The sequence below is a fragment of the Paenibacillus sp. CMM36 genome (assembly GCF_053570945.1).
This window is the reverse complement of the sequence record NZ_JBSEDY010000008.1, coordinates 147,698-172,196: the sequence shown is the minus strand read 5'-3', so window position 1 is coordinate 172,196 and position 24,499 is coordinate 147,698. Positions and strand designations below refer to the sequence as shown.

The following is a 24,499-nucleotide window of genomic DNA, read 5'->3' as shown; positions in this document are numbered from 1 at the left end:
TAAAAACGTTATTTGTGTATCTTAAAGAAGTTATATTAAAGAAAAAAGCGGGACTCCCTACAGTTATCATCCTACACTGCTCGAAGCCCCACGTTGTTGTTTTCAGTATATATTTGCTTTAAATCATTTTTAATTTTATTAACTGCGACCGTTTTCCTGGTCTTCCTTCTTGCGTGCAATGACAAATGATTTCCCAACGAGAAAAATAAAAATCCCGGCAACAACGCAGCCAATGCCTGTCATTAAATATATATTTCGATCAGTCAAATTTCCTATATCAAGCAAAATAAGGATAATACCTGCAATACAAGCGATCAAAGCGATAACAGATACCGTACGGCTCATCTGCCCGTCAGTTGATCCTGATTTTCTAAAATTTGCAGCCATCCCCTCCACTCCCTTCGGTCCAAAATAATTTTAACGCCCTCGTTCGGTATTTTTGTCAGTATGCACACATCTTGCTTCTTTATTCCCTTTGGTCTCTACATACCTGAAACAACCCTCTGCATATCCTGACTATTATTACCCCGGAAGACCCAGTATTCAAACAAAAGGGAATGAAGACAGATCCGTCTTTGCTATAATTTTTAAAAAAATTGCTCTTCGTTTAACGTCTGGTCTCCAACCAGTTATTACTTACTATATTTCGATACCAATAGTAACTTTCCTTCGGGGTGCGGACCTGTGTGCGAAAATCGACATGAATCATGCCAAATCTCATATTATATCCCTCTGCCCACTCAAAATTGTCCATAAGTGACCATGCCATATATCCTTTGACATGAAGGCCGTCATGAATCGCCCGGTGTACCTGCACCAAATGCTGCTGCATATACGAAATGCGGCGGTCATCCTGAACCTTGCCATTCACGACATCATCGTTGATACAAGCCCCATTCTCTGTGATATAAATATCGAGGTTACCGTATTTTTGCAAATAATGCAGTACCTCGTACAGCCCACGCGACTCCACTGGCCAGCCGATATCTGTTACAGGTAGCCCCATATTGATTTCTTCAGATTGAAGAAACCCGGCTTCAGGATTAAAGCGATTAACCGACATACTATAGTAATTAATACCGATCATATCAATAGGCTCGCCAATAATATCCATATCACCATCCTGAATAGGCACGGTAGCTCCCTGCTCCGCGAACCAGTCTACCAAAAACTGAGGATACGAGCCTTGATAAATAGGTTGAAGAAACCAGTCACTGTGCAGGGAAATGGTGCGCGCACAAGCAGCTTTATCTTCCTCAGATGTACTGTAAGGGACAGCCCATGAGACATTGGGAGCGATACCGATCTGGCCACTGGTGCCCAGCTCACGGAAGCGGCGCACAGAAAGACCATGTGCAACTAGCAGATGATGTCCTACATCAATGGCTGTCTGAAGATTTGTCAGACCTGGGGCATGAACACCCAGCATATTGGATAAAAAGGCGATACACCACGGTTCATTGAATGTTAGCCAATGGTGTATTTTACCGTGGAACTCGCGGAACATCGTTTCTGCATACTGGACAAATGCTTGAATCGTGTGACGATTCTCCCATCCTCCAGCATCCTGAAGCGCTTGAGGCAGATCCCAATGGTACAGTGTACAAAACGGTTCAATTCCGTTTTCGTTCAACAAATCGACTATGCGATGATAATAGTCCAATCCTTCTTGATTGACTTCACCGTCACCATTGGGAAATATACGCGGCCAGGACACGGAAAAACGGTATGTACGAATGCCCAGCTCCTTCATTAGGCGGATATCTTCCTCGTAGCGATGATAGCTGTCACAAGCTACATTGCCGTTATCACCGTTGAATACTTTGCCAGGCGTATGGGCAAAGGTATCCCAGATCGACAAGCCTCTCCCATCCTCCTCATAAGCTCCTTCGATTTGATAGGCTGCCGTCGCGGTGCCCCACATAAAGTCCTGCGGAAATTGAAAAATGGTCATATTGTCTATTCCTCTCCTTCAATTATAATCGTATGTCCGTTCGTTATTTCCTGTTCTTTGGTAAAAATCCATGACAAAATAAATCCTCCGTGCTCAGGATCAGGCAGAGCCTGACGAGCATCTGCGCTAAATGGATGTGCACTGCGAATCGTGCAGCTTCCTGCTGAGATGGATGTGGCCAGTTCTGCACGGACAAGCCGGGAACCGGACCATTCCATGCCGACCGTCATCCCGCCATGTCCCTTCAATCCACTGACCCGTCCCTCCGGCCATGCCGTTGGCAGGGCAGGCAGTAACGTCAGCTCTCCCGGACGGCTTTGTAGCAGCATTTCTGCGATCCCCGCCGTCGCACCAAAATTACCGTCGATCTGAAAAGGCGGGTGAGCGTCAAATAAATTAGGATAGGTCGATCGCGACAGCAACGTGCGAACATACCGATGTGCGGCGTCGCCATCTTCCAGTCGAGCGTACAGATTAATCAACCAGGCACAGCTCCATCCGGTATGCCCACCACCGTGATCAAGCCGTCGACGCAACGATATGCGAGCCGCCTCAGCTAGCTCCGGGGTATCACGGATGTGAATTTGTCGACCAGGATATAACCCATATAGATGCGAAACATGTCGATGCCCAGGCTCCGCTTCCTCAAAATCGACAAACCATTCCTGTAGCTGACCGTGGCGACCAATTTGATAGGACATTAATCTGTCTCGTGTCTCCTCGCAGCGGTTGCGGAACTCATCGTCTAGTTCCAGCAGATCCGCAGCTTGAATGCAGTTCCCCAACAGCTCTCGAATCAGCGTCATATCCATGGTAGAGCCCATAGATATACTGCAATCCTCGCCATCCGTCGTTTTGAATTTATTTTCAGGTGATGTGGATGGGGACGTCACAAGCTGACCCTCCGGGCCTTCTACGAGCCAGTCCATGCAAAAGGCTGCCGCCCCCTTCATGAGCGGATAAGCTTGTTCTGCCAAATAGGCTGTATCCAAGGTAAACAGATAGCGCTCCCATAGGTGAGCAGTTAGCCATACACCTCCAAGCGGCCAAAATGCCCAGCTGGCATGGCCCCCTGAAGGTCCGGCGTATCTCCACACATCTACATTGTGATGAGCAGTCCACCCTTGAGCACCAAAATGGATGGAGGCTACCCTCCGTCCCGTACGAGCCACTTCTCCAATCATGTGCAGCAAGGGTTCATGGCACTCGGCAAGATTGCATACTTCTGCGGGCCAATAGTTCATCTGAGTATTAATATTGGTTGTATAATTACTGTTCCACGGCGGCTGCACCCGGTCATTCCAGATGCCCTGAAGATTGGCAGGCTGACTCCCCGGACGCGAGCTACCCATGAGCAAATAGCGGCCATACTGAAATAACAGCACTTCCAGCCCCGGGTCGGCCTGACCTTTCTGATAACGTTCTAATCGCAGATCGGTCGGTAGAACGAATTCGTCGGTTAGAGTATCACCTCCCAGTTCTAATGCAACGCGGTCAAACAGCTTTCGATGATCCTGTTCATGGCGTTGCCGCACCTGCTCAGTTCCCAGCGAAATTGCTCCGTCTAAAATGACTTGACATGCTTCTGCTGACTCCGTTGCATCACTATTCGGCATAGCGTGAAATCCCCTAAATCCAGTAGCTGCTGCCAAATACACCGTGATTTTATCCGCGCCTGAGATGATCAGCGCACCATCAGTGTCCTTCGTCAAGGTTCCTCCCTCGGGAATAACCCTCGCCTGAACTGCAAAAGCCATCCCCAAATCATTTTCATAAACGACAGACTGTGGATGATCACCGTGATAATTAGATTCCACATGACTGGGCGCTCGTCCAGTCAATGTCATAAAGTCCCCGGATGGCTCCTCGGATGGATCATCCTCTTTATCGCTATCCCATTTGGATGAATCACCAAAATGTACATCCTCTCCAACCTCGTCTTCACAAGGATGGGGGGAAGTGATGCGCACGGATGCTTGGATCTTCCCAAGCTTATTCGCAGTCAGTGACACCATGATGATTCCATCTGGCGCACTGGCGATAACTTCACGGGTATAGCGGACTCCATCACTCTGAAAAGTGACGGCTGCGGTTCCGGTCAGCAAATCCAGTTTCCGTTCATAATGTGCAATTTCCCCTAGGCCCTCCTGCGTAATCCACAAATCTCCCAAAGGCTGATAGGCTTCCGTATCGCGACCTAGCATATTCGTATTAATCAGTTGTTCCGCTTCCTTGTATTTTCCATCTGCAATCAACTTTCTGGCAGGCTGCAAATATCGCAATACATCATACTGAACGCCATCTCTGGGAAACCCGGACCAGAGCGTATCCTCGTTTAATTGCAAATGCTCCTCTCTGATTCCGCCAAATACCATAGCTCCCAGCCTTCCATTGCCGACTGGCAATGCTTCCTCCCATACCTCAGCAGGCTGGCGATACCATAAACGCAGGGACTGTGGCCTTTCGCCTTTCGTCATATCAAACCCTCCCCCATCAAGATCAAACAGAGCGCTAATCCCGTATGGACCTTAAGGACAAGCGCTCTGTCATTCCGGCATTCAAAATTTCGTTAAAAGCAGTCAGCTATTTAGAAGCCTTACCGCTCCATAACTCCACTCTGTCCTTCACCAGTTGCGTGTATTGCTGTTCCATTTGGACAGCTCCGGCGGCATCCAGTTCTTTAATCATGTTGTCGTATACCGTATCAAAATTGGAAGCTGGTGCTAAAATAGCTTCGGGTATACGTTTGCGGATAATGTCGGTCGTTTTTTTGAATGTAACGTTATAGTTGGATTCATTGTCTGTTGTCAGGTTATAGGCTGCGCCCCAAGGCTTTACATCAAATTCTTTCTTGTCTGGGAACAGATCTTTCCACGTTTTTACGCCATATGCTTTAAGGGATTCTTTCTCCGGCTTCGAATAAGCCGCGATAATTTGCTCCGGGAATTTGGCAGTATAGTAGTTACCCGTAGGGTCCTTCACGCCGTCACCATAGTGTCCGCTGATGAGCGTGTACAAATCTATACCCGTGGATTTGCTGAAGTTGGTTGCATTGTTCGTTTTTTGCTCCAGCACATCAGCCGGAATGATGCGTTTGCCATCTTTGATCTCATAATGCTTGCCCTCGATCCCCCAGTTCACTAGCACCTGTCCTTCATCGGAAGCTAAATAATCAAGGAATTTTATAGCCCGCACCGGGTCCTTGCAATTTTCCGTAATACCTACACCATAACCGGACACGAAGCCCATATCCTGAAAGGAACGATCCTTGTATTCCTCCGAAAGTGTAACTGGAAAATGCGCGTAGCTGGCATCAGCCTTACCTGACGCTTTTAATGCATTTTCAGCATCCTGATACCCCCACTCCTGGTCAATCAGACCGAGGACACGGCCGCTGGCAATTTTGGATTTGTATTGATCACTTTTTTGCACAAACGAATCTTTATCGAGCAGCCCTTCATTGTACATGTGGTTCAACCAACGAAAATATTCCTTTTCTTCTGGACGTTTGTAATGAAGTTTGGCTTCAAATGTTTTGGGATCAATAAAATATTCACCATCATCCGGCGCTCCAGTCGTCTGGAAGGCAGGATTCGTTACGGTAATCATAATTCTCCAGTCATCTGCATCCAGCGTGAGTGGGATTGTTTTTTTGCCATTGATCGTCGGATGCTTGGCAGTATAGGTTTTGAGTACGTTTTCATAATCCTGTAGCGTTCTTACCTTTGGATAACCTAACTCCTTGAGCACCTTATGCTGAATTTCAAATCCCCCTGTTGCGTCAAAACTTTCCTGTCCCACACCTGCATACGTAGGAAGGACATAGATGGATTGATCCTTATTACTGTATTTCAAACGATCCATATAGGGTCCATATAGCTTTTTGAGATTAGGTGCGTGATCGTTGATCAGATCTGTCAGATCAATCATGGCCCCCGCATCCACAAGCTTATTAATATTCGCTTTAGGAGAAACCAAGTCCGGGTATTCTCCACTTGCTGCCATCAAAGCAATTCGGTCATCTCCACCTCCACCGCTGACATCAAATTCCGCATTCAAGGTTACACCTGTTTTCTTGGTGATTTCCTTGCCTATTTCATCCTTCATTCCGTTCCATTGTGGGCTTGTATCTGCTCCGAAGAAGCTAAACGTAATCGGGTCTGTACCGCTGGATGTGCTCTCCTTCGCTGCTTTATCGCTTCCCCCACAACCTGCGAGTGCGGTAAGTGACACCGCGAGCAAGGGAATCAGTGCAAATCTGGACCAGTGTTTTTTCATGTATAAATCCTCCTATATTCTTATGATGACTTCTCCTGCAAATAACTACTATTTACTGCCAGAATCCTGGCTTTTATGATTTCACTGCCCCCAGCGTCATACCGCCTACAAAATACTTTTGCAAGAACGGATACACCATCAGGATGGGGAGCGTAACCGTAATCGTGATTGCCATTTTGATCGACTCTGGTGAAATTTGAGCCATTTGTTTAGCCATGTCATTGCTATTCGTCATACTGGAGCCGCCTTGCTGCGTACTTTGCAGTATTTTCATCAGCTCATACTGTAACGTAGTCCATTGCGACGCCCCACCGTTGTATAAATACGTATCAAACCAAGCATTCCACTGACCTACTGCCAGAAAAAGAGCAATCGTTGCCAATACTGGTTTGCACAGCGGCAAAATAATTCTCCAGTAAATCGTAAAATCATTCGCTCCATCGAGTTTGGCAGACTCCTGCAACGCATACGGCAAACCATCCATAAAGGAACGAATGACAAACACGTTAAATGCACTGATTAAGCCTGGAAAAATGTACACCCAAAACGAGCCCAGAAGATGCAAATCCCGCATTAAAATAAACACGGGCACCATCCCGCCGGAAAAATACATCGTCAACGCCAAAAACGTAGAAATAAACTTACGAGCACGAAACTCGACCCGACTCAATGTAAAAGCAAGCATAGATGCGCAGATCAATCCGAGTACCGTCCCGACCAAAGTACGAAGAATAGATATTTGCAGTCCCTGAAGAAGGCCATCGTACTGGAAAATCGTTTTGTAATTTTCGAGCGTAAATTGGCGGGGCCATATATAAATACCACCACGAACCGTGTCCGTTGAATTGTTCAGGGAAATCGCAAGTACGTTCAGAAACGGGTACAGCGTCAACACCACGATCAGAGCCATGAGGATATAGTTGAACAGGTCAAACAGCTTCTCAGACCGGGTAGCATTAAATGCCTTATTCGTCATTTCGCTTCTCCCTCCCTACATGATGCTTTCTTTGGTCAGTTTTTTGAATATACCGTTCGCCGTAAACAACAGCAGAATGCTAACCAGCGAGTTGAAAATACCAATTGCCGTCCCGTAAGAGAAGCGCCCCAAATTAATCCCGTAATTGAGCGCGTACAGATCCAGCACCTCGGAATAATCCGTCACAAGACTATTGCCAAGCAAGAACTGCTTTTCAAAACCATTGCTCACCAGATGTCCAATCGCCATAATGAACAGAATGGCAATCGTCGAGCGGATACCCGGCAGTGTAATATGCCACATCTGTCTCCAACGACTCGCTCCATCCACGCGCGATGCTTCATACTGTTCTTGATCAATTCCGGTGATTGCAGCTAAATAAATAATCGTATTCCAACCTGTCTCTTTCCATATGTCGGAAGCGGTTACAATGTACCAGAACCAGCTCCCCTTTGCCATGAACTGAATCGGTTCATCCACAATATGAAGCGCTACCAATACATCGTTGACAATGCCTCCGTCAATGGACAGCATCTTGGTGACCAAGCCGGCCACAACTACCCAGGATACAAAATGCGGGAGGTAGGATATTGTCTGCACAAACCGTTTGAACAGCATACCACGCAGCTCATTTAACAGAATTGCAAAGAAGATCGGTACGACAAAACCAAATACAATCCCCATCAGGCTCATCGCTAGCGTATTGCGTAATACCAGATAAAATCGTTCATCCTGAAATAGCTCAATAAAGTTATCCAGCCCTACCCATTTCTGGTCCGTAAAAGATTTGGCTGGCTTATAATTTTGAAACGCCATCGTCCAGCCCCAAAGCGGAAGATAGCTGAAAACAAACACCCATATGACGAAAGGAATGGACATAAAATAAAGATACTTTTGCTGCTTCACACTGTCCCACAAGCCTTTTTTACCACGGTCAGGCTTCGGGCCGCGAGCCTTGCGTGGTCTTCCCCTATTGGATTCAGGAATCAAAGCACTATTGTTGGAAGCGGTTTCAGTTGAAGATCCCATAACAAGCTCCTCCTCATCTCTAGATATTATTATCATACTTTGCTGGCTTGGAAGCGGATACCCGACGAATTAGGAGAAAAATCAGTTCAAAATTAGATATATGGGATGAAAAAAATTACATTCGTGCCACTACGCATGCGGATGGTGCTTCCCATCGCTGTTGTCCCCGGATTTCTTGAATAAGCACACAAAGGTAGAAAGCCGGGGACAGTTTATGCTTGCGATGCGAGCTTTCCTGCAGAAAGCTTTAAGGCGACCGCTTCGCTTGTCCAGCACATTCCGCCTGTTCCGTTCTAATGTAAATTCCCTGAAAGAAGTCTTGTAAAAAACAAAAGATCAGCAATGTAAGCTGATCAGAGGTAAAGGGTAAAGGATAAAGCATAATGCAAAAAGGATAATGCATACTGCACCACAGGTGGTGGATGGTATATACACACTGTCGCAATTAACCTAATGATTGATTGAAGGAAAAAAAGCTTTCTGGCATCAATGTGCCAGAAAGCTTTTTTGATTTATTTTACTGTGATGGTCCCGTAGTACATGTACATACCGCAATTGTACTCATATACGCCTGGTTTCAAGTCCTGGACGGTAAAATAATTATTTTCGTGATCCAGGTAAACGTCCATTCCGATCTTCAACGACTGCACTTCATCAATGCAAGTGAAGGATGTCATTTTCTTGAAATTGATTTTGGTTGGAACGCCGGCTTTCACTTCAATATTTTTAGGATAGAAACCGTCCCCTTTTACACCCACTGTAACAATCTCATATTTAGTTTTGTCTGGCTCTTCCTGAGCTTGTTTAGGTTGAATGGCCGGAAACGACGACACGCTCCCCTGAAAATAAAACAAGACAAACCCGCCCATGCTCAGGGCTACAAAACCAATCAGCATCAAATGCCAATGCTTAGAGATTAGTGTTTTCATTCATATCAGCCTCTCCAGTTGAATGTCTGCATGTGACGCATCAACTCTAACCAGTATATAAAAGTTAATCAAAATTTTAAATACCTCATTTCACAGGCTCGGATGATCCAGCTCATACAGATTACGGTAACGAGACTGCTCCTGCCACAGCTGCTCATGACTGCCGCGCATGGAAATGGTGCCCTGCTCCATAAAGATCACCTCGTCCATATGCTCCATTCCTGTGAGATGATGCGTGATCCAGATCAATGTTTTGCCCTTCAGCACACGAAACATCGTCTGCATGAGCTCATGCTCTGTCAGCGGGTCAAGCCCCACTGTCGGCTCATCCAGCAAAACAATCGGGTGATTTTGCAGCAAAATCCGCGCCAGTGCAATTCGCTGTTTTTCTCCACCGGAAAAACGAAGGCCCGTCTCATGCATTCGGGTATCGTAGCCCTCCGGCAAAGAATCAATTAGAGTTCCAAGCCCTACCTGCTTCGTCACTGCACGCACCTCATCCAGCGTAGCATCGGGTCGTCCCAGCCGAATATTGTTCGCTACCGTTGTATCGAATAAATACGGCTGCTGGTTCAGCACCGCAAATAGATTGGAGTATGCTCCACCTGTGTATACGGGAATCCCTGCGACAGTGACGCTCCCTTCATCAGGCTGCAATGCTCCCTGAATCAGATTCAGTAGCGTGGACTTGCCCGCACCACTGCGACCAAGCAATGCAACCTTGCCCCCCTGCGGTACGTGCAAGGAGATACCACGCACGCTCCATTCCTGCGTTGCCGCATAGCGGTAGCTTACGTTGTTCAGCAGCAGGTCTCCTCCGTGGCCCAATCCCAGAGCGGCAGCCTGCTCATCTATAGTGTCAGCTGTGCCGCCTGCTGCTGGGTGTCCTGCATCCACAGTAACCGGAAGCGATGATGACACAGGTGTAGGTGTGTCTTTCTCCGAATCCTTCAACCGTCGAAGGGAATCCTGATACTCCGGTGCATGCACCACTGCTTCTCCAGCGCGAACGAAGGCATCCAGCAACGGAAAAGCCACAAGGGCAAAGGATGCCAGGCATGTGGCTTCTATACGATTCTGTGCTACTAGGCCTCCGGCCCACACAGTCATAATCACAATCCCACCGCCTACAACGCATTGTGCCATCCAATGAGAACGCCACTCGCCCCGGCGAAGTGAATTTTCCATCACGGCAGCCCTATTGTGCCGTTGTGTAAAGGTACTCAGGAAATGCCCAGTCCGTCCGCTCAGCACCAGATCACTCATGCCGAACAGAGCATCCGTCAGGTCCTGATAGGCTTTACTCCGTTCCTGCTTGAACATTCGCCGTTTGGCGAGTGAGGTCCATAGTGAGATAGCTGGGGCAATAAAAAGCAAAAATCCTCCATATAGCGCCATAAGCAAGGCAAAGGTTCCGTCCATCCGTCCGAGCGCCGAGATGCCTGCTGCATAAATCAGCAAAGCCGATAGCGCAGGCAGAACTAGCTTCAGATAGATGTTTTGAAGCTGCTCAATATCCTCTGCCAGCAACCCCAATAAATCCCCTGTACGGAATTTGCTGCGGATCATCAGCGCCTGCGGTTCTACTGCCCGATATAAGCGTACCCGCATACGGGACACCAGACGCAGTGCGGCATCATGTCCTACCAAGCGTTCCAGGTACTGAATAACCGCTTTACTAAAACCAAATGTTCGCACAAGCACAATTGGAACGTACACCATTAATATATTTTCCGGTTTTAAGGCCGAACGGGTAATCAGATGACCGGACGTAAAAAGCAACGCGCCCGCACATCCAATGGCCAGCGCGCCCAAAAGAGCAGCTAGCAGAAAGGCCCAAAAATATTGTCTCAGATACGTCACAAACCAGCCTTGTCTGCTATTATCCGTTACTCTCATATCGTCCGTTCCCTCCTTCCGACATCCCCGTCAGCAATCGGTAATATGCCCCCTTACGGGCAATCAATTGCTGATGGGAACCTACTTCTTCCAGACGACCTTGATTCATCATCCAGACACAGTCCATATCTGGCATCCAATGTAGCCGGTGGGTGGCAAGAAACACTCTTTTGTGTTTCAAAACCGATAAAATCGTCTGTTTTAGCTCCCACTCTGTCTCAATATCCAGATGCGCCGTAGGCTCATCCAATAAAATGACCGGACGGTTACTGAGCAACGCCCGCGCCAATGCAATCCGCTGCGCCTGTCCTCCGCTCAACGTCCTACCCGCTTCACCAATGGACTCATTCATTCCACCCGGAAGACCGTCTACCAGTTCACGCAGTCCAACCGCGTCAACCGCCCACTCCACCTGCTGGTTGGATGCCTCCGGTTCATAAAAACGAATATTATCTGCCAGAGAAGCGCTAAACAGGTATGAATGCTGTGGAATATACGCAATATGCCGTTGCCATTCAGCTTTTGCATCCCCAGCCAATCTGCATCCATTCAGGAGCAGTTCGCCCGAAGTGGGATCAGCAAAACCGCCAAGCAGGCTAAGCAGCGTCGTTTTACCTGCACCGCTAGCTCCAACGATGCCGATCATGTTCATGTGCGGTTCAACATTGGCAGACACATGTTCAAGCCGAGCCGAACCGTCTTCATTAAGGAGGCACACATCGGACAGCTCAAGAATGTCCTGTCCCGTGATGTCCAATCCTTTATCGTTAGCTGCCTGTTTATTCGGCTCGGTCGCGTCATCTTCTTTACTGAGAATGGAGCGGATTGCTCCCCAAGCCTCCTTACCATCCAGTGAAGCATGATAGTCTGATCCCAACTGGCGTATGGGCATAAAATATTCTGGGGCCAGAATAAGCACCGCAAGCGCTGCCTCCAAACCCACCGAGCCACTAATCAGGCGCAAACCCAAGCCTACCGCAACAAAAGCGACCGATAGCATACTAAAAAAATCGAGGGCAAATGAGGAAAGAAACGCTACCCGCAGCGTGCGCATTGTTGCCGTGCGGTATTGGTCGCTGACCTTCCCAACCGTTTCCCCATGCTCTTGGCTACGACCCAAAAACCTTAGTGTCTGAAGTCCACGCAGCGAATCCGTGAAATGATGAGATAACAGACGATAGGAACGCCACTGCTTGTCTGCCTGCTTCCGCGCTGCCAAGCCGAGCAAAATAAAGAAGCCTACCAGGATCGGCATCGTAGTCGTCAAAATCACACCTGAAATGACATCCAATGTGAAAACATACACAAGTACAAGTATAGTGACAGCCATCATGTCAATCATTCGAGGAATGGACAGTTCCAAATACGTGCGAAAACGATCCATGCCGTCCAGCGCCAGCGTCACCAACTTGCCGCTACCTTCCTGCGCTGCAAAACCCGGCCCCCGTTCGAACAAACGTGCAAGCAGACGCTCCCGTAAGGAAGCGCCTGAAGCTTCAGCAAAACGGCCTGCTGTCCGGCGTTGCAGCCAGATCGCCGTATGCCTCGTTGCAAAAGCAGCGAAAAACAACGCCAGCGACGGCCAAGCCATCACCAGCGGATTTTGTTCAAACAAAATCGTAACAGCCTTTGCCAAGAAGACTGCTTGTGCAATCACCGCGGCCCCCTGGAGCAGGGAAAGGGCAGCCAGTAGCAGCATCACTGGCCGAATGCCCTTTAATTCAAACCATGCCTTATCCATTAGTATTCCAAATGATCCTTCTCACTGAGACGCTTATGGAAAACAAAATAGCTCCACGCCTGATAAGCCAGCACAAAGGGTAAAAGCGTTGCTGCAACAATCGTCATGGCTTTCAGGGTGTAATGACTGGAGCTTGCATTATAAATCGTCAAATCAAAAGCACTGTTAATCGAGCTCACCATAAATCTTGGGAACAAACCGACGAATAACGAAACGAAGGTCAGCAAAATCACTGCACCTGTCATCCCGAAGGCCCATCCTTCACGGCGCTGCTTCAGGAAGTACCACGTCAGCACATAGGCGACAATTCCGACTGCTACCGCAGCATACATAAAGGGACCGCGACGCGCAAATAAATCCGTTGCAAAATAAGTCCATACCACCATGCCCGCAAGTAAAATGCCCAATACCGGAAGAAATTTGGATGCCATCACGCGAGCACGATCCCGTACTTCTCCAATCGTCCGCAGAGAAATAAACGTCAGTCCGTGCATTAGGCACATTCCGACCACTGTCAGTCCAATCCATACGGTATATCCATTGAATACATCGGAAAATCCAGCTTTCAAATCCATGTTTTGCTGAATAGGTACACCTTTCACCAAAGCCGCAAAAGCCATACCGAACAGCATCGGCGGTAGAAAGCTGCCAATCAGAATGCAGGCATCCCACGTTCCTGTCCACCATTTTCCTTCAGCCTTTCCGCGGAACTCAAAAGAAACTCCACGCAAGATCAAACCTAGCAAAATAAACACAAATACGAGATAATATCCGCTGAACATAGTCGCATAAAAATGCGGAAAAGCGGCAAACATTGCACCTGCTGCTGTAATCAGCCACACTTCGTTGGCATCCCAGAATGGACCAATCGTATTGATCATCAAACGTTTTTGTTGGTCGTTACGCGGCACCAATCCTGTGGCCATTCCTACGCCAAAATCAAAGCCCTCCAGAAAAAAGAAGCCGGTAAACAGCACAGCGATCAATAAGAACCATAAATCATTTAGCGACAATGGTGTCACCCCCTTGAGCAAAAGGATCATGAATTACCGTTTGCTGATGTGGCTCAATATCTGGACCTTTACGAGCCGTACGGTAAAACAGAAACGCCAGCACACCTGTTAAAATTAAATACAATGTAGTAAATGAGATGAACGAGAATAGCACTTCTCCTGCCACAACGGTAGGCGAAACAGAATCTTTCGTTTGAAGCAAACCAAATACCGTCCACGGTTGGCGACCTATTTCAGTCATGATCCAACCTGAAGTATTCCCAATGAATGGAAGGGATATCCCCCATATCATCAGACGGAAGAACCAGCGATGTGAACCTTCCAGCTTTTTACGGAACGTCAGGTAAGCCCCGTATAAGGCGAGTGCAATCATGCCACATCCAGCCGCAATCATAATGCGGAAGCTCCAAAACGTGGTACGTACTGGCGGGATATAATCGCCCGGACCATACGTTTTTTCATATTGGGCTTGCAGCTCATTCATACCAGGCACAGAGCCGGTAAATTTACTATAGGATAGAAAACTCAAAGCAAAAGGAACTTTAATCTCAAAGGTATTTCCCTTGTTTCCAGGATCAATCCATGCGATAACGGTCCAAGGAGCGGGGTCACCACTGTTCTCCCATAATCCCTCACTGGCAGCCATCTTCATCGGTTGTGTTTTCACCAAATATTGAGCCTGTCCATGACCAAACAAAGGAATAGCAATGGCACTGATTAAGGCAACAATAATACTCAATTTAAAAGAAGGTTTAAAAAAGTCCATATTCTTTTTGTGCATCAGCTTCCATGCACTGATACCCGCGATCAGAAATGCTCCTGTCGCAAAAGCAGCAAACAATGTATGTGGGAATTCCCATAACAGTTGTTCATTCGTTAGCAGAGCAGCAAAATCTTTCATTTCTGCACGTCCATTTTGAATCTCATATCCTACTGGACGCTGCATGAATGAATTAGCAGCTAGAATCCACAATGCCGATAACATCGTACCGATAGATACCAACCACATACAGATTAAATGGACCGTTTTGGACAATCTTTCCCAACCGAATACCCATAATCCGATAAAGGTCGATTCCAGGAAAAATGCAAGCAGCGCTTCAATCGCCAGCGGCGTACCAAATACATCACCCACAAAACGGGAAAAGTCCGACCAGTTCATCCCGAACTGAAATTCTTGCAAAATCCCGGTGACTACGCCCAGTGCAAAGTTAATCAGCAGAAACGTTCCCCAGAATTGAGCCATTTTCTTGTACAAGTCATTTTTCTTAATAACATACATAGTCTCCATAATTGCCACCAATAACGACAATCCAATGGAGATCGGCACATAAACAAAGTGAAGAATCGTTGTGGTTGCAAACTGCAACCGTGCCAAATCCAATACGTCCATGATGTTGCTCCTCCCCCTGTACTTCTCTTAACATTGATTTATAGTGTCTGTAATCTGAAGTCTTCTACATTTGTGACAGTATTCACATTCTTACATATGCAGCGGTCACCTTTTAGAAAATGACTCACTCAACTACCTTCACCATGGTGTCATGATCCGGCTTCAGATTATCCCCATTATATAGAATAAATTTAAATGAAATAGAATCGAAAATGTGAACATCGTGTCAAAGCTGTGTCATAACGATGGCGATTTGATGAAAACAGCCTAAATCCCATAATAAATGTGACATTTCCTATTGATCTATCTTTTTTCATCATGCAAAAAAAGCCTCTCTTCGTTCGGAGGTTGTACCTCCGACATCTGCAAGAGAGACTTCATAGCGTTATACCTAGGATTCTATCAACAGCCATCTGTTCCTCCGTTCTTTTGAACCCGATTTCGATAGGAGGAAGGTGACATTCCAGCATACTTTTTAAATTTACTATGAAAATAATCTGCGTTCGCATACCCTACGCGTTCCGCCACCTGGTGTACCTTAATTCCTTGTGCAAGCAACTCCCTTGCTCGCTCAATCCTCACCTTATCCAGGTAGGCATTAAAGGCCTCGCCAGTATGACTTTTGAACAATTTGCCCAAATAGCCACTATTGTAATTAAACATATCTGCCAGTAACTCCAATCGCAAATTTTCATCATAATGACTATGAATAAAGTCAATCATTTGTTTCATGATGATGTCCTTGCCACCGGGATCAGTCTGTCCAATCCATTGCAACACATGCTCCAGCGAGTGATCCACCAGCTCGCCCAATGTGGAATAAGCATATACATCGGTTATAAAGCTGGAGTGCTCCTCCAGCACGGTTCGGCTGTGATCCTGTCCGGCTGCATACTTGTTCAACGCCAGTGTGAATGTTTGGGCGAACGCCGCCTTGATTGCGGATTCTGTACGATAAATCCGTGGAAATTGGCCTTCCATTTCCTTAATGACACGGGTTGCAGCTTCACTATTAGCCATATCTAGCGCATAGTACAGCTTTTCTGCATAACGTAGGGGATCATCTGTGGCACTATCAGACGTTCCACTCATTTCAGTCTCGACTGTCTCCAATTTGTGTAGGTCTCCGGAAAGCATGACTCTTTCTGCCCGGAACAAAAACGTACGCTCTAACAATCGTAGTGCCTGCTCAAAAGATCTGGGAATGTCGCTAAGACTGGCTACAGGATCACCGGCAGCCACATAAATTTCCGTAGCCCACGCCTTTAGCTCCTGTCGCCAAGCAGCTAGTAACTGAACAGCATCTCTCTCCGTTTTTAACGTGGCGGGAAGCAAAAGACCCATATATATTCCAGCCTCAAACACGATACCTCTGCCTTGCTCATGGCACATTTCTGTTAGTCGCTGCTTTGCTGCCGACTGCCGGGCTTGCCGATCCCAGTCAGGTATACGTAAATCCAGCAGAATAACCTGATAGCTACTCCAGTCCAAGTCTGGTAACGCTGGCTGTTGTCCATATTTTCCGTTACCGCTTTGATGTTCAGCCTGCTTGGATGCTCTGTGCAGAGAATCGCTGCTTTCTACAGCATTACGAGTATACTCTCGATGAACCGGAAACAATAGAGCTTCGATCCAATTACGCTCATGAGAAGGCGGACTTCCCCATTTGCCGACTTCTTTCTCATCCTCAATGTTTTGCCGTACCCGCTTCAACTCTGTCGTCATTTCTTCCTCATCAACTGGCTTCAGTAGATAGCCATCTACTCCGAAGCCCATGGCTTGCCGTGCATAATCAAAGTCTGCATATCCGCTTAATATGAGAAAATGATACGGCTCCCCGTTCTTTTCACGTATACTACGTATAACCTCCAGTCCACTCATCCCGGGCATACGAATATCTACAATGACTAGCTCCGGCCGATGCTCTCCGAACTTATCCAGAGCCTCGCGTCCATTCCCTGCCGTATCGACAATACGGAAGCCACAATCCCCCCAGTCAATAATGGAGGACAATCCTTCACGAATCGCTGGCTCGTCATCTACAATCATCGCTTTATACATTCGACTCTTCCTCCCTTGGTATGGAAAAGTATACGGTTGTTCCTACTTGTAATGCGCTTTCAATATGCAATCCATAACGTTCACCATACATCAATGTCAGACGTTGATGTACATTACGCAGGCCAATACTGCTCCCTTCTGGCTCATCCGTCCCCCTGATCCGAGCTAGCAGACGGGTCAGTTGCCCAGCTTCCATGCCGATCCCGTCATCTTCTACTTTAATTTTCAACTTTCTTTGTTCTATTGCAATATTTACCTTCACGGTAACCGGCTCTTCCTTATTTTCCAGTCCATGAATGACCGCATTTTCCACCAGCGGTTGTATGATTAAGGGAGGAATCGACATGTCCGTCGCATCTTCTTCCAAATTCACTTCATAGATCAAGCGATTTCCAAATCTGAACTGCTGAATTTGCAAATAGGATCGCACCATATCCAGCTCCTGTAGTACCGTCGTTTTACCACTGCCAATCTCCAGATTCCGGCGCATCAGCCTGCCAAGCAAACGCACCGTCGTTGCAATTTCCGCTTCCCCATTCAGATGTGCTTTCATTCGAATAGATTCTAATGCATTAAACAGAAAGTGTGGATTAATTTGGCTGGCCATCATTTTTAACTTGATATCCTTTTGTGACAATTCCAGCCTGTTGTTGTGCTCACTCGTCTCATAGACCTGCGCCATGAGTTGGCGAATACTACTCACCATATAGTTGAAACGGCGGGATAAATCCCCGATCTCGTCCCTTCCCTCCACACTCGATACCACATGAAAATCGCCCGCGGCTACCTTACCCAGCTCATAGCTCAACCGCTGAAGGCGTTTGGTAATCAGCCAGGAAATGATGGTGATCAGAATCAGTGCCATAATCAGCACTGCAAGGACACATAAAGCACCAATCAGACTGATTCGATTGGCTCCCTGTACAATATGCTCCGTTGAAAACACTGAAATAATCGTAAATCCGCTCACACTGGAGGCGGGCAGCAGCTCATCCACAATGATGTTGGAGGGTATTCCGTTGATTTTCGCTTCATATATCCCCTTACCCGCACGCTGGACATCAAAGCCCAAATGTAAATCGCCCAACGTCTGCCCCACCGACTGCGGGCGAGTAGCTGCGACCACAATCCCGTTACGATCCGTAATCAATGTTTCAAAAGGCTCCTTGCTCAGCATATGATTCAACTCGGTCTGACTCAGCGATATCATCAGAATTCCCTTGGTATTGTATTCAGGAAATGGAATTTGCCGTATCAGGCTCAGGCGATTAACCGGATTATCTTCCTTATCCTGAATGTAAAACCAGTTAATCGCCGTCCCCTTCAATGCCGTCTGGAACCACTGTTGCCGCTCAATGTTAGAGTCCACTGGAATAAACTCCAGATTATTGACAAGCGTCGGATTGTACGAATAGAACCGAATGGTAGCAACCTCTCTATATTGCTGAGTGTACTCATTAAAATCCTTGTATTGATGATACGCATTCATCAGCTCTACCATACCCGGATACCGTCGGTTTGCCATTTCCCTCAGCCTTTTATCGAACATCAACCCATTTGAAATATCCGTTGGCACACGTAGTAAATTTGCCGTCTGGCTTTTGATCTTTTCCACATTGTTTACCGTCTGGGCAATTGCACTATTCAATGCCTGCTCTCGCAAATAAAAAGTTACGCAGCCGCCAACCACCAGCACCGGAATCATGACAATTAGTACGTAGGAGAACAGCAGCTTATTCCGCATACGCATATTACTCATCAGAAGCCATACTCCACGATTCATGCCATCCCTCCCACAAGATAAGCGCTTACATTTTTTGCGTGTTTTCACATCCTCCATCTCGACCTATATGTATGTATCCAGTTTAATGCTTCGTAACCTCTATATCTATGTTTTTTGCAAAATTTAAAAAATGTGGCGAACAGAGTCACCACACTTTACGATTCCTAAACTATTTACGTACAAAAGGTTCGATATGCACTCCCTGCGGTAGCTTGTGCGGATCTTCCGGGTTGATACGGTCATAGAACATAATACCATCCAAATGGTCCATTTCATGCTGTACAACAATCGCTGCATAACCTTTGAACGTCAATAGCTCCTGTGTTCCGTCTGGTAAAGTGGCCTTAATACGAATTTTTTCGTAACGCGGTACATATCCGGCTACGTACCGATCTACCGACAAGCACCCCTCACCCTGCTCCAAATAAATCATGGACGTGGAGTGGCTGACTAACTTCGGATTAAACAACGCATACTCTACCGTTTTGTCTCCATCTTCATAATAAATAGCGCACATTCTTTTGTTCAAACCTACCTGGTTTGCAGATAACCCCACACCCGGGCGCAGTTCATAGCGGGTAGCCAGCTCTTCATTTTGGCTATTTTTCAGATAATCCAGCATCCATTGCATCTGTTGAAGATCCTCTTCAGATAGTGGCAAGCATACCGGATCAACCTTCGTACGCAAAATAGACTCCCCTTCACGCACGATATCCTTCGTGAGAAGCATGTCCATCGATTGATTACTCATTCGTCAGCCTCGATTCATTAAAATAAATATATTTTCATGTGATGTACTGCCATGTAATATGTGATGCGGTGCAAAAACTGTGGGATTTCCCGGTTTTCTGCAAGTTTTATCCCATAAATTATATCTATTCATGAAATGAATTGTCAAAATAAAGCGACGTTTTTTGGGGGGGAAATTGGCGCAATAAAGACCTCTACGGGGGCGTCCTACTCTTTTAGATTAAGTCATTAAATATACACTGCCTTTATTATTTATCACATTAAATGATTTTGTCTCTATATAAAAGCCTCCTAAATCATTTCAATGATCAGGAGGCTTTTGAAAATAATTTTTCTTACTATTAAGATGGCTGCTCCAACGCACTTGGAGCTTCACTAAACAGCTTCGCCTTTGGATTCGGGTGTGTCCAGGTATTATAATATTGCGAGTTCTTGCCGTAGGAATTGTCAATGACAACGTGCGGCATATCAAGCAGGCAGGCCAGAATGTGACCGTGTAGCCGTGAAGTGCGAACCTCGCGATAAGAACTGAACAGCGTAACCGCCTTGTTCATGAGATGGTCGGTGTACTTGTACCAGAATGTACGGGTAGGCAACGGGCCGCCGATTTTCTTATTCAGTCGGTAAAACTTTTGGAAATAGACGATCCCCTTCACTTCCAGCGGAGTGAATAAAGTATCCCAGTCCAGACGGTGTGAGGCATCAGCCTCGTCATCGAATTTTTTTTTGGCCCCCCACCGTTTCAATATCCGTACGCAGGAAGTACAGTACGTCCTTCACGGTTTCCGTAGTCGGCTTCAATGGCCAGAGCTGGTGAGCCATATCAGGACATAGTGTGATACTGCACTGGTTCAGCTTGTCCTTAGCCCACTGATAAGAGCGAGTATCCCGCACAAACATATGTAGATCCGGGTGAGCATTAAACAGGGCAGCGACCTCATTAGCCTTCTGTTCAGATTGAAAGTGGATCGTTTGCGGCATAATCACAATTCGGTGGTTAGGGAAATCGCGAACGATGCGTTCCCGCAAATTTTGGTGATTTGAATAGAGATCGCCGAAGTTGCCGCCGCCGTGGCACACGATAATCCAGTCACCCGGAATTTGAAGCTGATCGGGAATATCCATGGCGCTATAACGAGCACGGACACGGATGCCATTATCCTTGAAGAACGCCTCGGTGCCTTTCATGATGAGTACATCCCCACCGTTATTATAGACGGGATAGTCGACATAAATGATATTCGAACCTTGGGGGACTACGTCGAGAATGACGCTCAGCTTATTTTTCAGTTTAGCCATGGGATGCAAATTCGGCATCTTTCAGTTCTCCCTTCCTGCGCTTCTTTTGTATAGTTTGAATGACAAATGTAATATCACTTTTATCAAAAATGATCCGTGATAGCGGAACATTGAAAAACATGGGGAACGAGAACAGTGAGAACGCCAACCGAACACAAGCGCCTACAAGCAAAGCAATCGCAATGCCATCCAGACCGAAGATCGGTGTACAAATAAAAAACAGACCGACGGTGATCGCATAGGCTACAATTTGCCGGAACAATACCAGTCCCGGACGCCCCAGCGCGTTAAAGGCCGAAGCCAGAATCCATGAGCCGCCACCAATGATACATTCCAGTGACAGCAGGTAGAACGTTAGCGATGCTTCCAGAAAAGCGGGGCCGTACAGCAAACCCAGCATGTATCGTCCAATGAAGAGAGCAGGCACAATGACGATTAGCATCGCAGCCATAGAGATGCGAAAAGCACGTCCTACCGTTTCGACAATCTTGCTGTGCTCCATTCCCGTAACCTTTGGAAAGGTAACGTTAGTGACGGCATTTTGCACTACATTGAACACACGAGACAAGGCGTAGACGACAGAGTACAGGCCGAACGCTTTGGGTGATAGCAGTGCCACAATAACGATTTTGTCCGTTTGTGTGGACAGCGTCCCCATCAACTCCATCCCGTAAACCCTCGCTCCATAGCTATAATAAGGACGAAGCACTTGGCGGCTGGTAAATGGGCGGAAAGTACGCAAATTCATATACTTGCGCAAACGGAGGAACGCCCACACTAGTGCAAGGAAACTCGCGGCAAAATTCACTGCTCCAGCCAGTTGCACATTGAGCAAGCCCATCAGCCACAGTGTCACCAGACCGATGAAATTCAGTAGTGGGTAGTAAAACAACAGGCCGTTATATACGCTAAATCGATCCAGCCCTTGCGACAATGCTGTCGTCAGCGCTGTAAGCACTGCCAGCGGTATGGCTGCCGCACAATAAAGCTGGGACAGTTGGATGATGTCCGCACCATAACCATTCAGCCACAGCGGCATGCATATCCAGGCCACAGCTCCCGCCAACAAGCTGGCAGGCAACTGAATCCAGAGCGACAACGCCAGCAATTCTTCCGTCGTGCCTGTTTTCTTCTTGATGTTATAAATTAACGACGTTGGTAACCCGAAGCTCAACACACTGCCGATCAGCGTAGGCCAGAACAGAACTGCCGCCAGTTCTCCTTTCCCCTCTACTCCGAGCATACGTGCGGTCAGGATGGAAGTCAGGGTCGTAACGATTAGCACAAAAAAATTGTTAAAGCTCGTGCGCATGATCGTTTTGGCGAGACTGTCACCCGTGAATACTTTCCTTGCTGCTGTCCATGTGCTCATGTTACGTCCAACTCCTGTTCCTTATTAAGCCTCTCGTCTCTATGCTCGCATCGCGTCTTTTGACGCACCTCCATCAGCCTACCGTTTTTTTGGAATTGCGTTCAGGCAACTGCCCCCCGCCAACAAGCTCCTTTGGACTTGAAAAGATCGCTTTCAACGCTCTTCTATAGCCTTGAATGGCAGTATGATTTTTCTTGGGCTTTTCTCTCAAAATCTGATACAACGTCGTCCAGTATAGCGCTGCATAACCAATCGGCCCAGATCCCTCATCACGCAGTAAATGAATATGATTCATCACCCGCATATAAGTAACCTGCTCCATATTGTCGCGTGAGGACGGCGATTCGTGATGAAGCAGCGTAAGCGCCGGGTTAATGTACAATGGGCCGCTTTTCATTGCGATGCGCGAAAGTAACAGATCCTCGCCTACGCTATAGCTTTGCAACCAAGGTACCGGCTCTAGACTGCGAATCGCCTCACGGCGAAATGACATATTACAGCCATGAAAAAACTGGGTTCTAAACGTCTTCTTGGCCTTATGCCAGTTATACATCGAGCCGGACTGACCGCTGAGGGACAACCTCCCTTTGGACAAAGACTGCTGGAATGACAGCAAGCATCGAATCGTTCCCATGAAGCTGTTACTCATTCCCTGTGCAATACCGCCGACACCAGCAGCCTGCGGGTAAACCTCATAGGTACGCATCAACTCATTTAAATAGTTGCTCGGCAACTCAACATCATCGTCAAGGAACAAAATAATGTCACCCTGCGCAAGTTCAGCTGTCTTTACACGAGATAACCATAATCCCGGCTGCTCCTTACGATGATATCGGTAGGTAATTCCCGCTCCGCCCAACTGACGCTCATAGCGTTCCAGCACATGCTTCGGCAGTTCTCCGTCGTCAATAATCCATAGCTCGGTTTCACATGCCTCCGGTGCTCCCCCAATGGCAATTGAATTGATGCATCGGGTCAGATCGTCAACCCGATTTCGGGTGCACAGAGCAATGGACAAGCTTAACATCATACTCCCCCTTTATCCTGTCAATGTGTAAAAAAACAGATTACTGAACCGCCGGGCCTAAATATTCGTTATATTTTTGCTTGCGCGGGTTCAGAATGAACAACACCCCCTGCTTGTATCCATCTGCGGCATTAAAATTGCGACGCAGCGTTTCTTTGAGCATCAAGTAGGATAAGGTCCATAAAAGGGCTCCATACTGAATCACTCCAGCCTTTTTCAAAGCAAGAAAATAATAGTGGTTAATCGCTGTAGCCTTGGCTACTTTGCCCGCCTTATCGCGCGAGCTTGGAGATTCATGATGAATAATGGTTAAGTCAGGATTGATAACCAATTTGCCGTAACGGCTCGCTAACTGGCACATGTACAAATCATCAGCCACGGCATAACTGGTCATCCACGGATACGGCTTCATGTCCCGAAGCGCATCCCTCCGAAATGACATATTGCAGCCATGGAAAAATTCTGTATCGAAAACCTCTGTTGCTTCGCCCCATCGCAGCAAAGAACCTGCCAGACTACTAGGCGAGAGCTTGCCGAGGGATGAAGACATCTGAAATGTCAAAACGCCCAGCAGCTTTCCTGCCCGGCTCGAATGTAATCCCTTTGCAATCCCTCCAACACCCACAATCGTTTTATCCTGATCATAGGTATCGAGCAAGCGCCGGATATAGAGTTTATCGTCCAGTTCTGCATCGTCGTCAAAATACAGCACAATATCATACCGCACAAGGGACAAGGCCTCATAGCGAGATAACCAAACGCCGGGACGACTTTTTTTATAATATTTCAAAACGCTTTGAGGCAATCCGGATACCATGTGACGGTACTGCTCGATCTGTTGGTCGGAAATATCGCCGTCATCAACAATCAGCAGTTCTACAGCCGTATGCTCCAATTGCTGCTGTACTGCAATAGATTGTATACAGCGTGTCAGGTCTTCGATCCGGTTGCGGGTACAAATGATGATGGAGACATCGGACATGCCATTACCTCCT

At 47.1% G+C, this 24,499-nt stretch carries 17 protein-coding genes and 1 pseudogene; all 18 read right to left on the bottom strand.

The features are described 5' to 3' along the window. Window positions 1-138: 138 nt before the first annotated feature. Window positions 139-387, bottom strand: coding sequence for a hypothetical protein (locus ACWA2B_RS17105; RefSeq protein WP_029519233.1), 249 nt, complete (start codon window positions 385-387; stop codon window positions 139-141). Window positions 388-607: 220 nt separating this feature from the next. Then, a complete protein-coding gene (locus tag ACWA2B_RS17100) occupies window positions 608-1,954 on the bottom strand; it encodes a GH1 family beta-glucosidase (protein WP_449292448.1) in 1,347 nt (448 codons plus the stop codon). A 5-nt stretch (window positions 1,955-1,959) separates the two neighbouring features. Further along, the gene (locus tag ACWA2B_RS17095; RefSeq protein ID WP_341071242.1) at window positions 1,960-4,431 is read right to left on the bottom strand and encodes a glycoside hydrolase family 95 protein; all 2,472 of its coding nucleotides are present in this window, start codon (window positions 4,429-4,431) and stop codon (window positions 1,960-1,962) included. Between the two features lie 106 nt (window positions 4,432-4,537). After that, window positions 4,538-6,232, bottom strand: a complete 1,695-nt coding sequence (locus ACWA2B_RS17090) for an ABC transporter substrate-binding protein (RefSeq protein WP_039273751.1) — start codon at window positions 6,230-6,232, stop codon at window positions 4,538-4,540. A gap of 73 nt (window positions 6,233-6,305) precedes the next feature. Beyond that, window positions 6,306-7,208: a carbohydrate ABC transporter permease gene (locus tag ACWA2B_RS17085; RefSeq protein ID WP_029519239.1), complete on the bottom strand. Its 903-nt coding sequence runs from the start codon at window positions 7,206-7,208 to the stop codon at window positions 6,306-6,308. Between the two features lie 15 nt (window positions 7,209-7,223). Next, window positions 7,224-8,237 carry an ABC transporter permease gene (locus ACWA2B_RS17080; protein WP_029519240.1) on the bottom strand — a complete coding sequence of 338 codons (1,014 nt, stop codon included), beginning with the start codon at window positions 8,235-8,237 and terminating at the stop codon, window positions 7,224-7,226. A 512-nt stretch (window positions 8,238-8,749) separates the two neighbouring features. Next, complete coding sequence (locus ACWA2B_RS17075; protein WP_209949899.1) at window positions 8,750-9,166, bottom strand: cupredoxin domain-containing protein; 417 nt, start codon at window positions 9,164-9,166, stop codon at window positions 8,750-8,752. A gap of 90 nt (window positions 9,167-9,256) precedes the next feature. Continuing rightward, window positions 9,257-11,065, bottom strand: a complete 1,809-nt coding sequence (gene cydC, locus ACWA2B_RS17070; RefSeq protein WP_069011657.1) for a thiol reductant ABC exporter subunit CydC — start codon at window positions 11,063-11,065, stop codon at window positions 9,257-9,259. Then, window positions 11,049-12,806 (bottom strand): thiol reductant ABC exporter subunit CydD, encoded by a 1,758-nt coding sequence (cydD, locus tag ACWA2B_RS17065; RefSeq protein ID WP_069011656.1) that lies wholly within the window; start codon window positions 12,804-12,806, stop codon window positions 11,049-11,051. The genes cydC and cydD overlap by 17 nt, the downstream gene beginning before the upstream one ends. Beyond that, window positions 12,806-13,819: a cytochrome d ubiquinol oxidase subunit II gene (gene cydB / locus ACWA2B_RS17060; protein WP_080710733.1), complete on the bottom strand. Its 1,014-nt coding sequence runs from the start codon at window positions 13,817-13,819 to the stop codon at window positions 12,806-12,808. Before cydB ends, cydD begins: the two co-directional genes overlap by 1 nt. Next, entirely contained in the window at window positions 13,806-15,212 is a 1,407-nt protein-coding gene (locus tag ACWA2B_RS17055; protein ID WP_069011655.1) for a cytochrome ubiquinol oxidase subunit I, read from the bottom strand. The genes cydB and ACWA2B_RS17055 overlap by 14 nt, the downstream gene beginning before the upstream one ends. Before the next feature lie 402 nt (window positions 15,213-15,614). Continuing rightward, window positions 15,615-17,273: a response regulator transcription factor gene (locus tag ACWA2B_RS17050; RefSeq protein WP_069011654.1), complete on the bottom strand. Its 1,659-nt coding sequence runs from the start codon at window positions 17,271-17,273 to the stop codon at window positions 15,615-15,617. Then, window positions 17,266-19,056 (bottom strand): cache domain-containing sensor histidine kinase, encoded by a 1,791-nt coding sequence (locus tag ACWA2B_RS17045; RefSeq protein WP_449292447.1) that lies wholly within the window; start codon window positions 19,054-19,056, stop codon window positions 17,266-17,268. The genes ACWA2B_RS17050 and ACWA2B_RS17045 overlap by 8 nt, the downstream gene beginning before the upstream one ends. A 169-nt stretch (window positions 19,057-19,225) precedes the next feature. Then, a complete protein-coding gene (def, locus tag ACWA2B_RS17040) occupies window positions 19,226-19,807 on the bottom strand; it encodes a peptide deformylase (RefSeq protein ID WP_023990342.1) in 582 nt (193 codons plus the stop codon). A gap of 340 nt (window positions 19,808-20,147) precedes the next feature. Next, window positions 20,148-21,123: pseudogene (locus ACWA2B_RS17035) on the bottom strand (polysaccharide pyruvyl transferase family protein). Then, window positions 21,098-22,477: a lipopolysaccharide biosynthesis protein gene (locus ACWA2B_RS17030; RefSeq protein WP_029519252.1), complete on the bottom strand. Its 1,380-nt coding sequence runs from the start codon at window positions 22,475-22,477 to the stop codon at window positions 21,098-21,100. The pseudogene ACWA2B_RS17035 and the gene ACWA2B_RS17030 overlap by 26 nt, the downstream one beginning before the upstream one ends. A gap of 73 nt (window positions 22,478-22,550) precedes the next feature. After that, window positions 22,551-23,504: a glycosyltransferase family 2 protein gene (locus ACWA2B_RS17025; RefSeq protein WP_069011652.1), complete on the bottom strand. Its 954-nt coding sequence runs from the start codon at window positions 23,502-23,504 to the stop codon at window positions 22,551-22,553. Between the two features lie 40 nt (window positions 23,505-23,544). Beyond that, window positions 23,545-24,486: a glycosyltransferase family 2 protein gene (locus tag ACWA2B_RS17020; RefSeq protein ID WP_029519255.1), complete on the bottom strand. Its 942-nt coding sequence runs from the start codon at window positions 24,484-24,486 to the stop codon at window positions 23,545-23,547. Window positions 24,487-24,499: the final 13 nt, after the last annotated feature.

What these genes read in the sequence shown, in the direction of transcription:
- ACWA2B_RS17105 (WP_029519233.1), bottom strand. Translation starts at nt 387, where the DNA reads ATGGCTGCAAATTTTAGAAAATCAGGATCAACTGACGGGCAGATGAGC.
- ACWA2B_RS17100 (WP_449292448.1), bottom strand. Translation starts at nt 1,954, where the DNA reads ATGACCATTTTTCAATTTCCGCAGGACTTTATGTGGGGCACCGCGACG.
- ACWA2B_RS17095 (WP_341071242.1), bottom strand. Translation starts at nt 4,431, where the DNA reads ATGACGAAAGGCGAAAGGCCACAGTCCCTGCGTTTATGGTATCGCCAG.
- ACWA2B_RS17090 (WP_039273751.1), bottom strand. Translation starts at nt 6,232, where the DNA reads ATGAAAAAACACTGGTCCAGATTTGCACTGATTCCCTTGCTCGCGGTG.
- ACWA2B_RS17085 (WP_029519239.1), bottom strand. Translation starts at nt 7,208, where the DNA reads ATGACGAATAAGGCATTTAATGCTACCCGGTCTGAGAAGCTGTTTGAC.
- ACWA2B_RS17080 (WP_029519240.1), bottom strand. Translation starts at nt 8,237, where the DNA reads ATGGGATCTTCAACTGAAACCGCTTCCAACAATAGTGCTTTGATTCCT.
- ACWA2B_RS17075 (WP_209949899.1), bottom strand. Translation starts at nt 9,166, where the DNA reads ATGAAAACACTAATCTCTAAGCATTGGCATTTGATGCTGATTGGTTTT.
- cydC (WP_069011657.1), bottom strand. Translation starts at nt 11,065, where the DNA reads ATGAGAGTAACGGATAATAGCAGACAAGGCTGGTTTGTGACGTATCTG.
- cydD (WP_069011656.1), bottom strand. Translation starts at nt 12,806, where the DNA reads ATGGATAAGGCATGGTTTGAATTAAAGGGCATTCGGCCAGTGATGCTG.
- ACWA2B_RS17055 (WP_069011655.1), bottom strand. Translation starts at nt 15,212, where the DNA reads ATGGACGTATTGGATTTGGCACGGTTGCAGTTTGCAACCACAACGATT.
- ACWA2B_RS17050 (WP_069011654.1), bottom strand. Translation starts at nt 17,273, where the DNA reads ATGTATAAAGCGATGATTGTAGATGACGAGCCAGCGATTCGTGAAGGA.
- ACWA2B_RS17045 (WP_449292447.1), bottom strand. Translation starts at nt 19,056, where the DNA reads ATGAATCGTGGAGTATGGCTTCTGATGAGTAATATGCGTATGCGGAAT.
- def (WP_023990342.1), bottom strand. Translation starts at nt 19,807, where the DNA reads ATGAGTAATCAATCGATGGACATGCTTCTCACGAAGGATATCGTGCGT.
- ACWA2B_RS17030 (WP_029519252.1), bottom strand. Translation starts at nt 22,477, where the DNA reads ATGAGCACATGGACAGCAGCAAGGAAAGTATTCACGGGTGACAGTCTC.
- ACWA2B_RS17025 (WP_069011652.1), bottom strand. Translation starts at nt 23,504, where the DNA reads ATGTTAAGCTTGTCCATTGCTCTGTGCACCCGAAATCGGGTTGACGAT.
- ACWA2B_RS17020 (WP_029519255.1), bottom strand. Translation starts at nt 24,486, where the DNA reads ATGTCCGATGTCTCCATCATCATTTGTACCCGCAACCGGATCGAAGAC.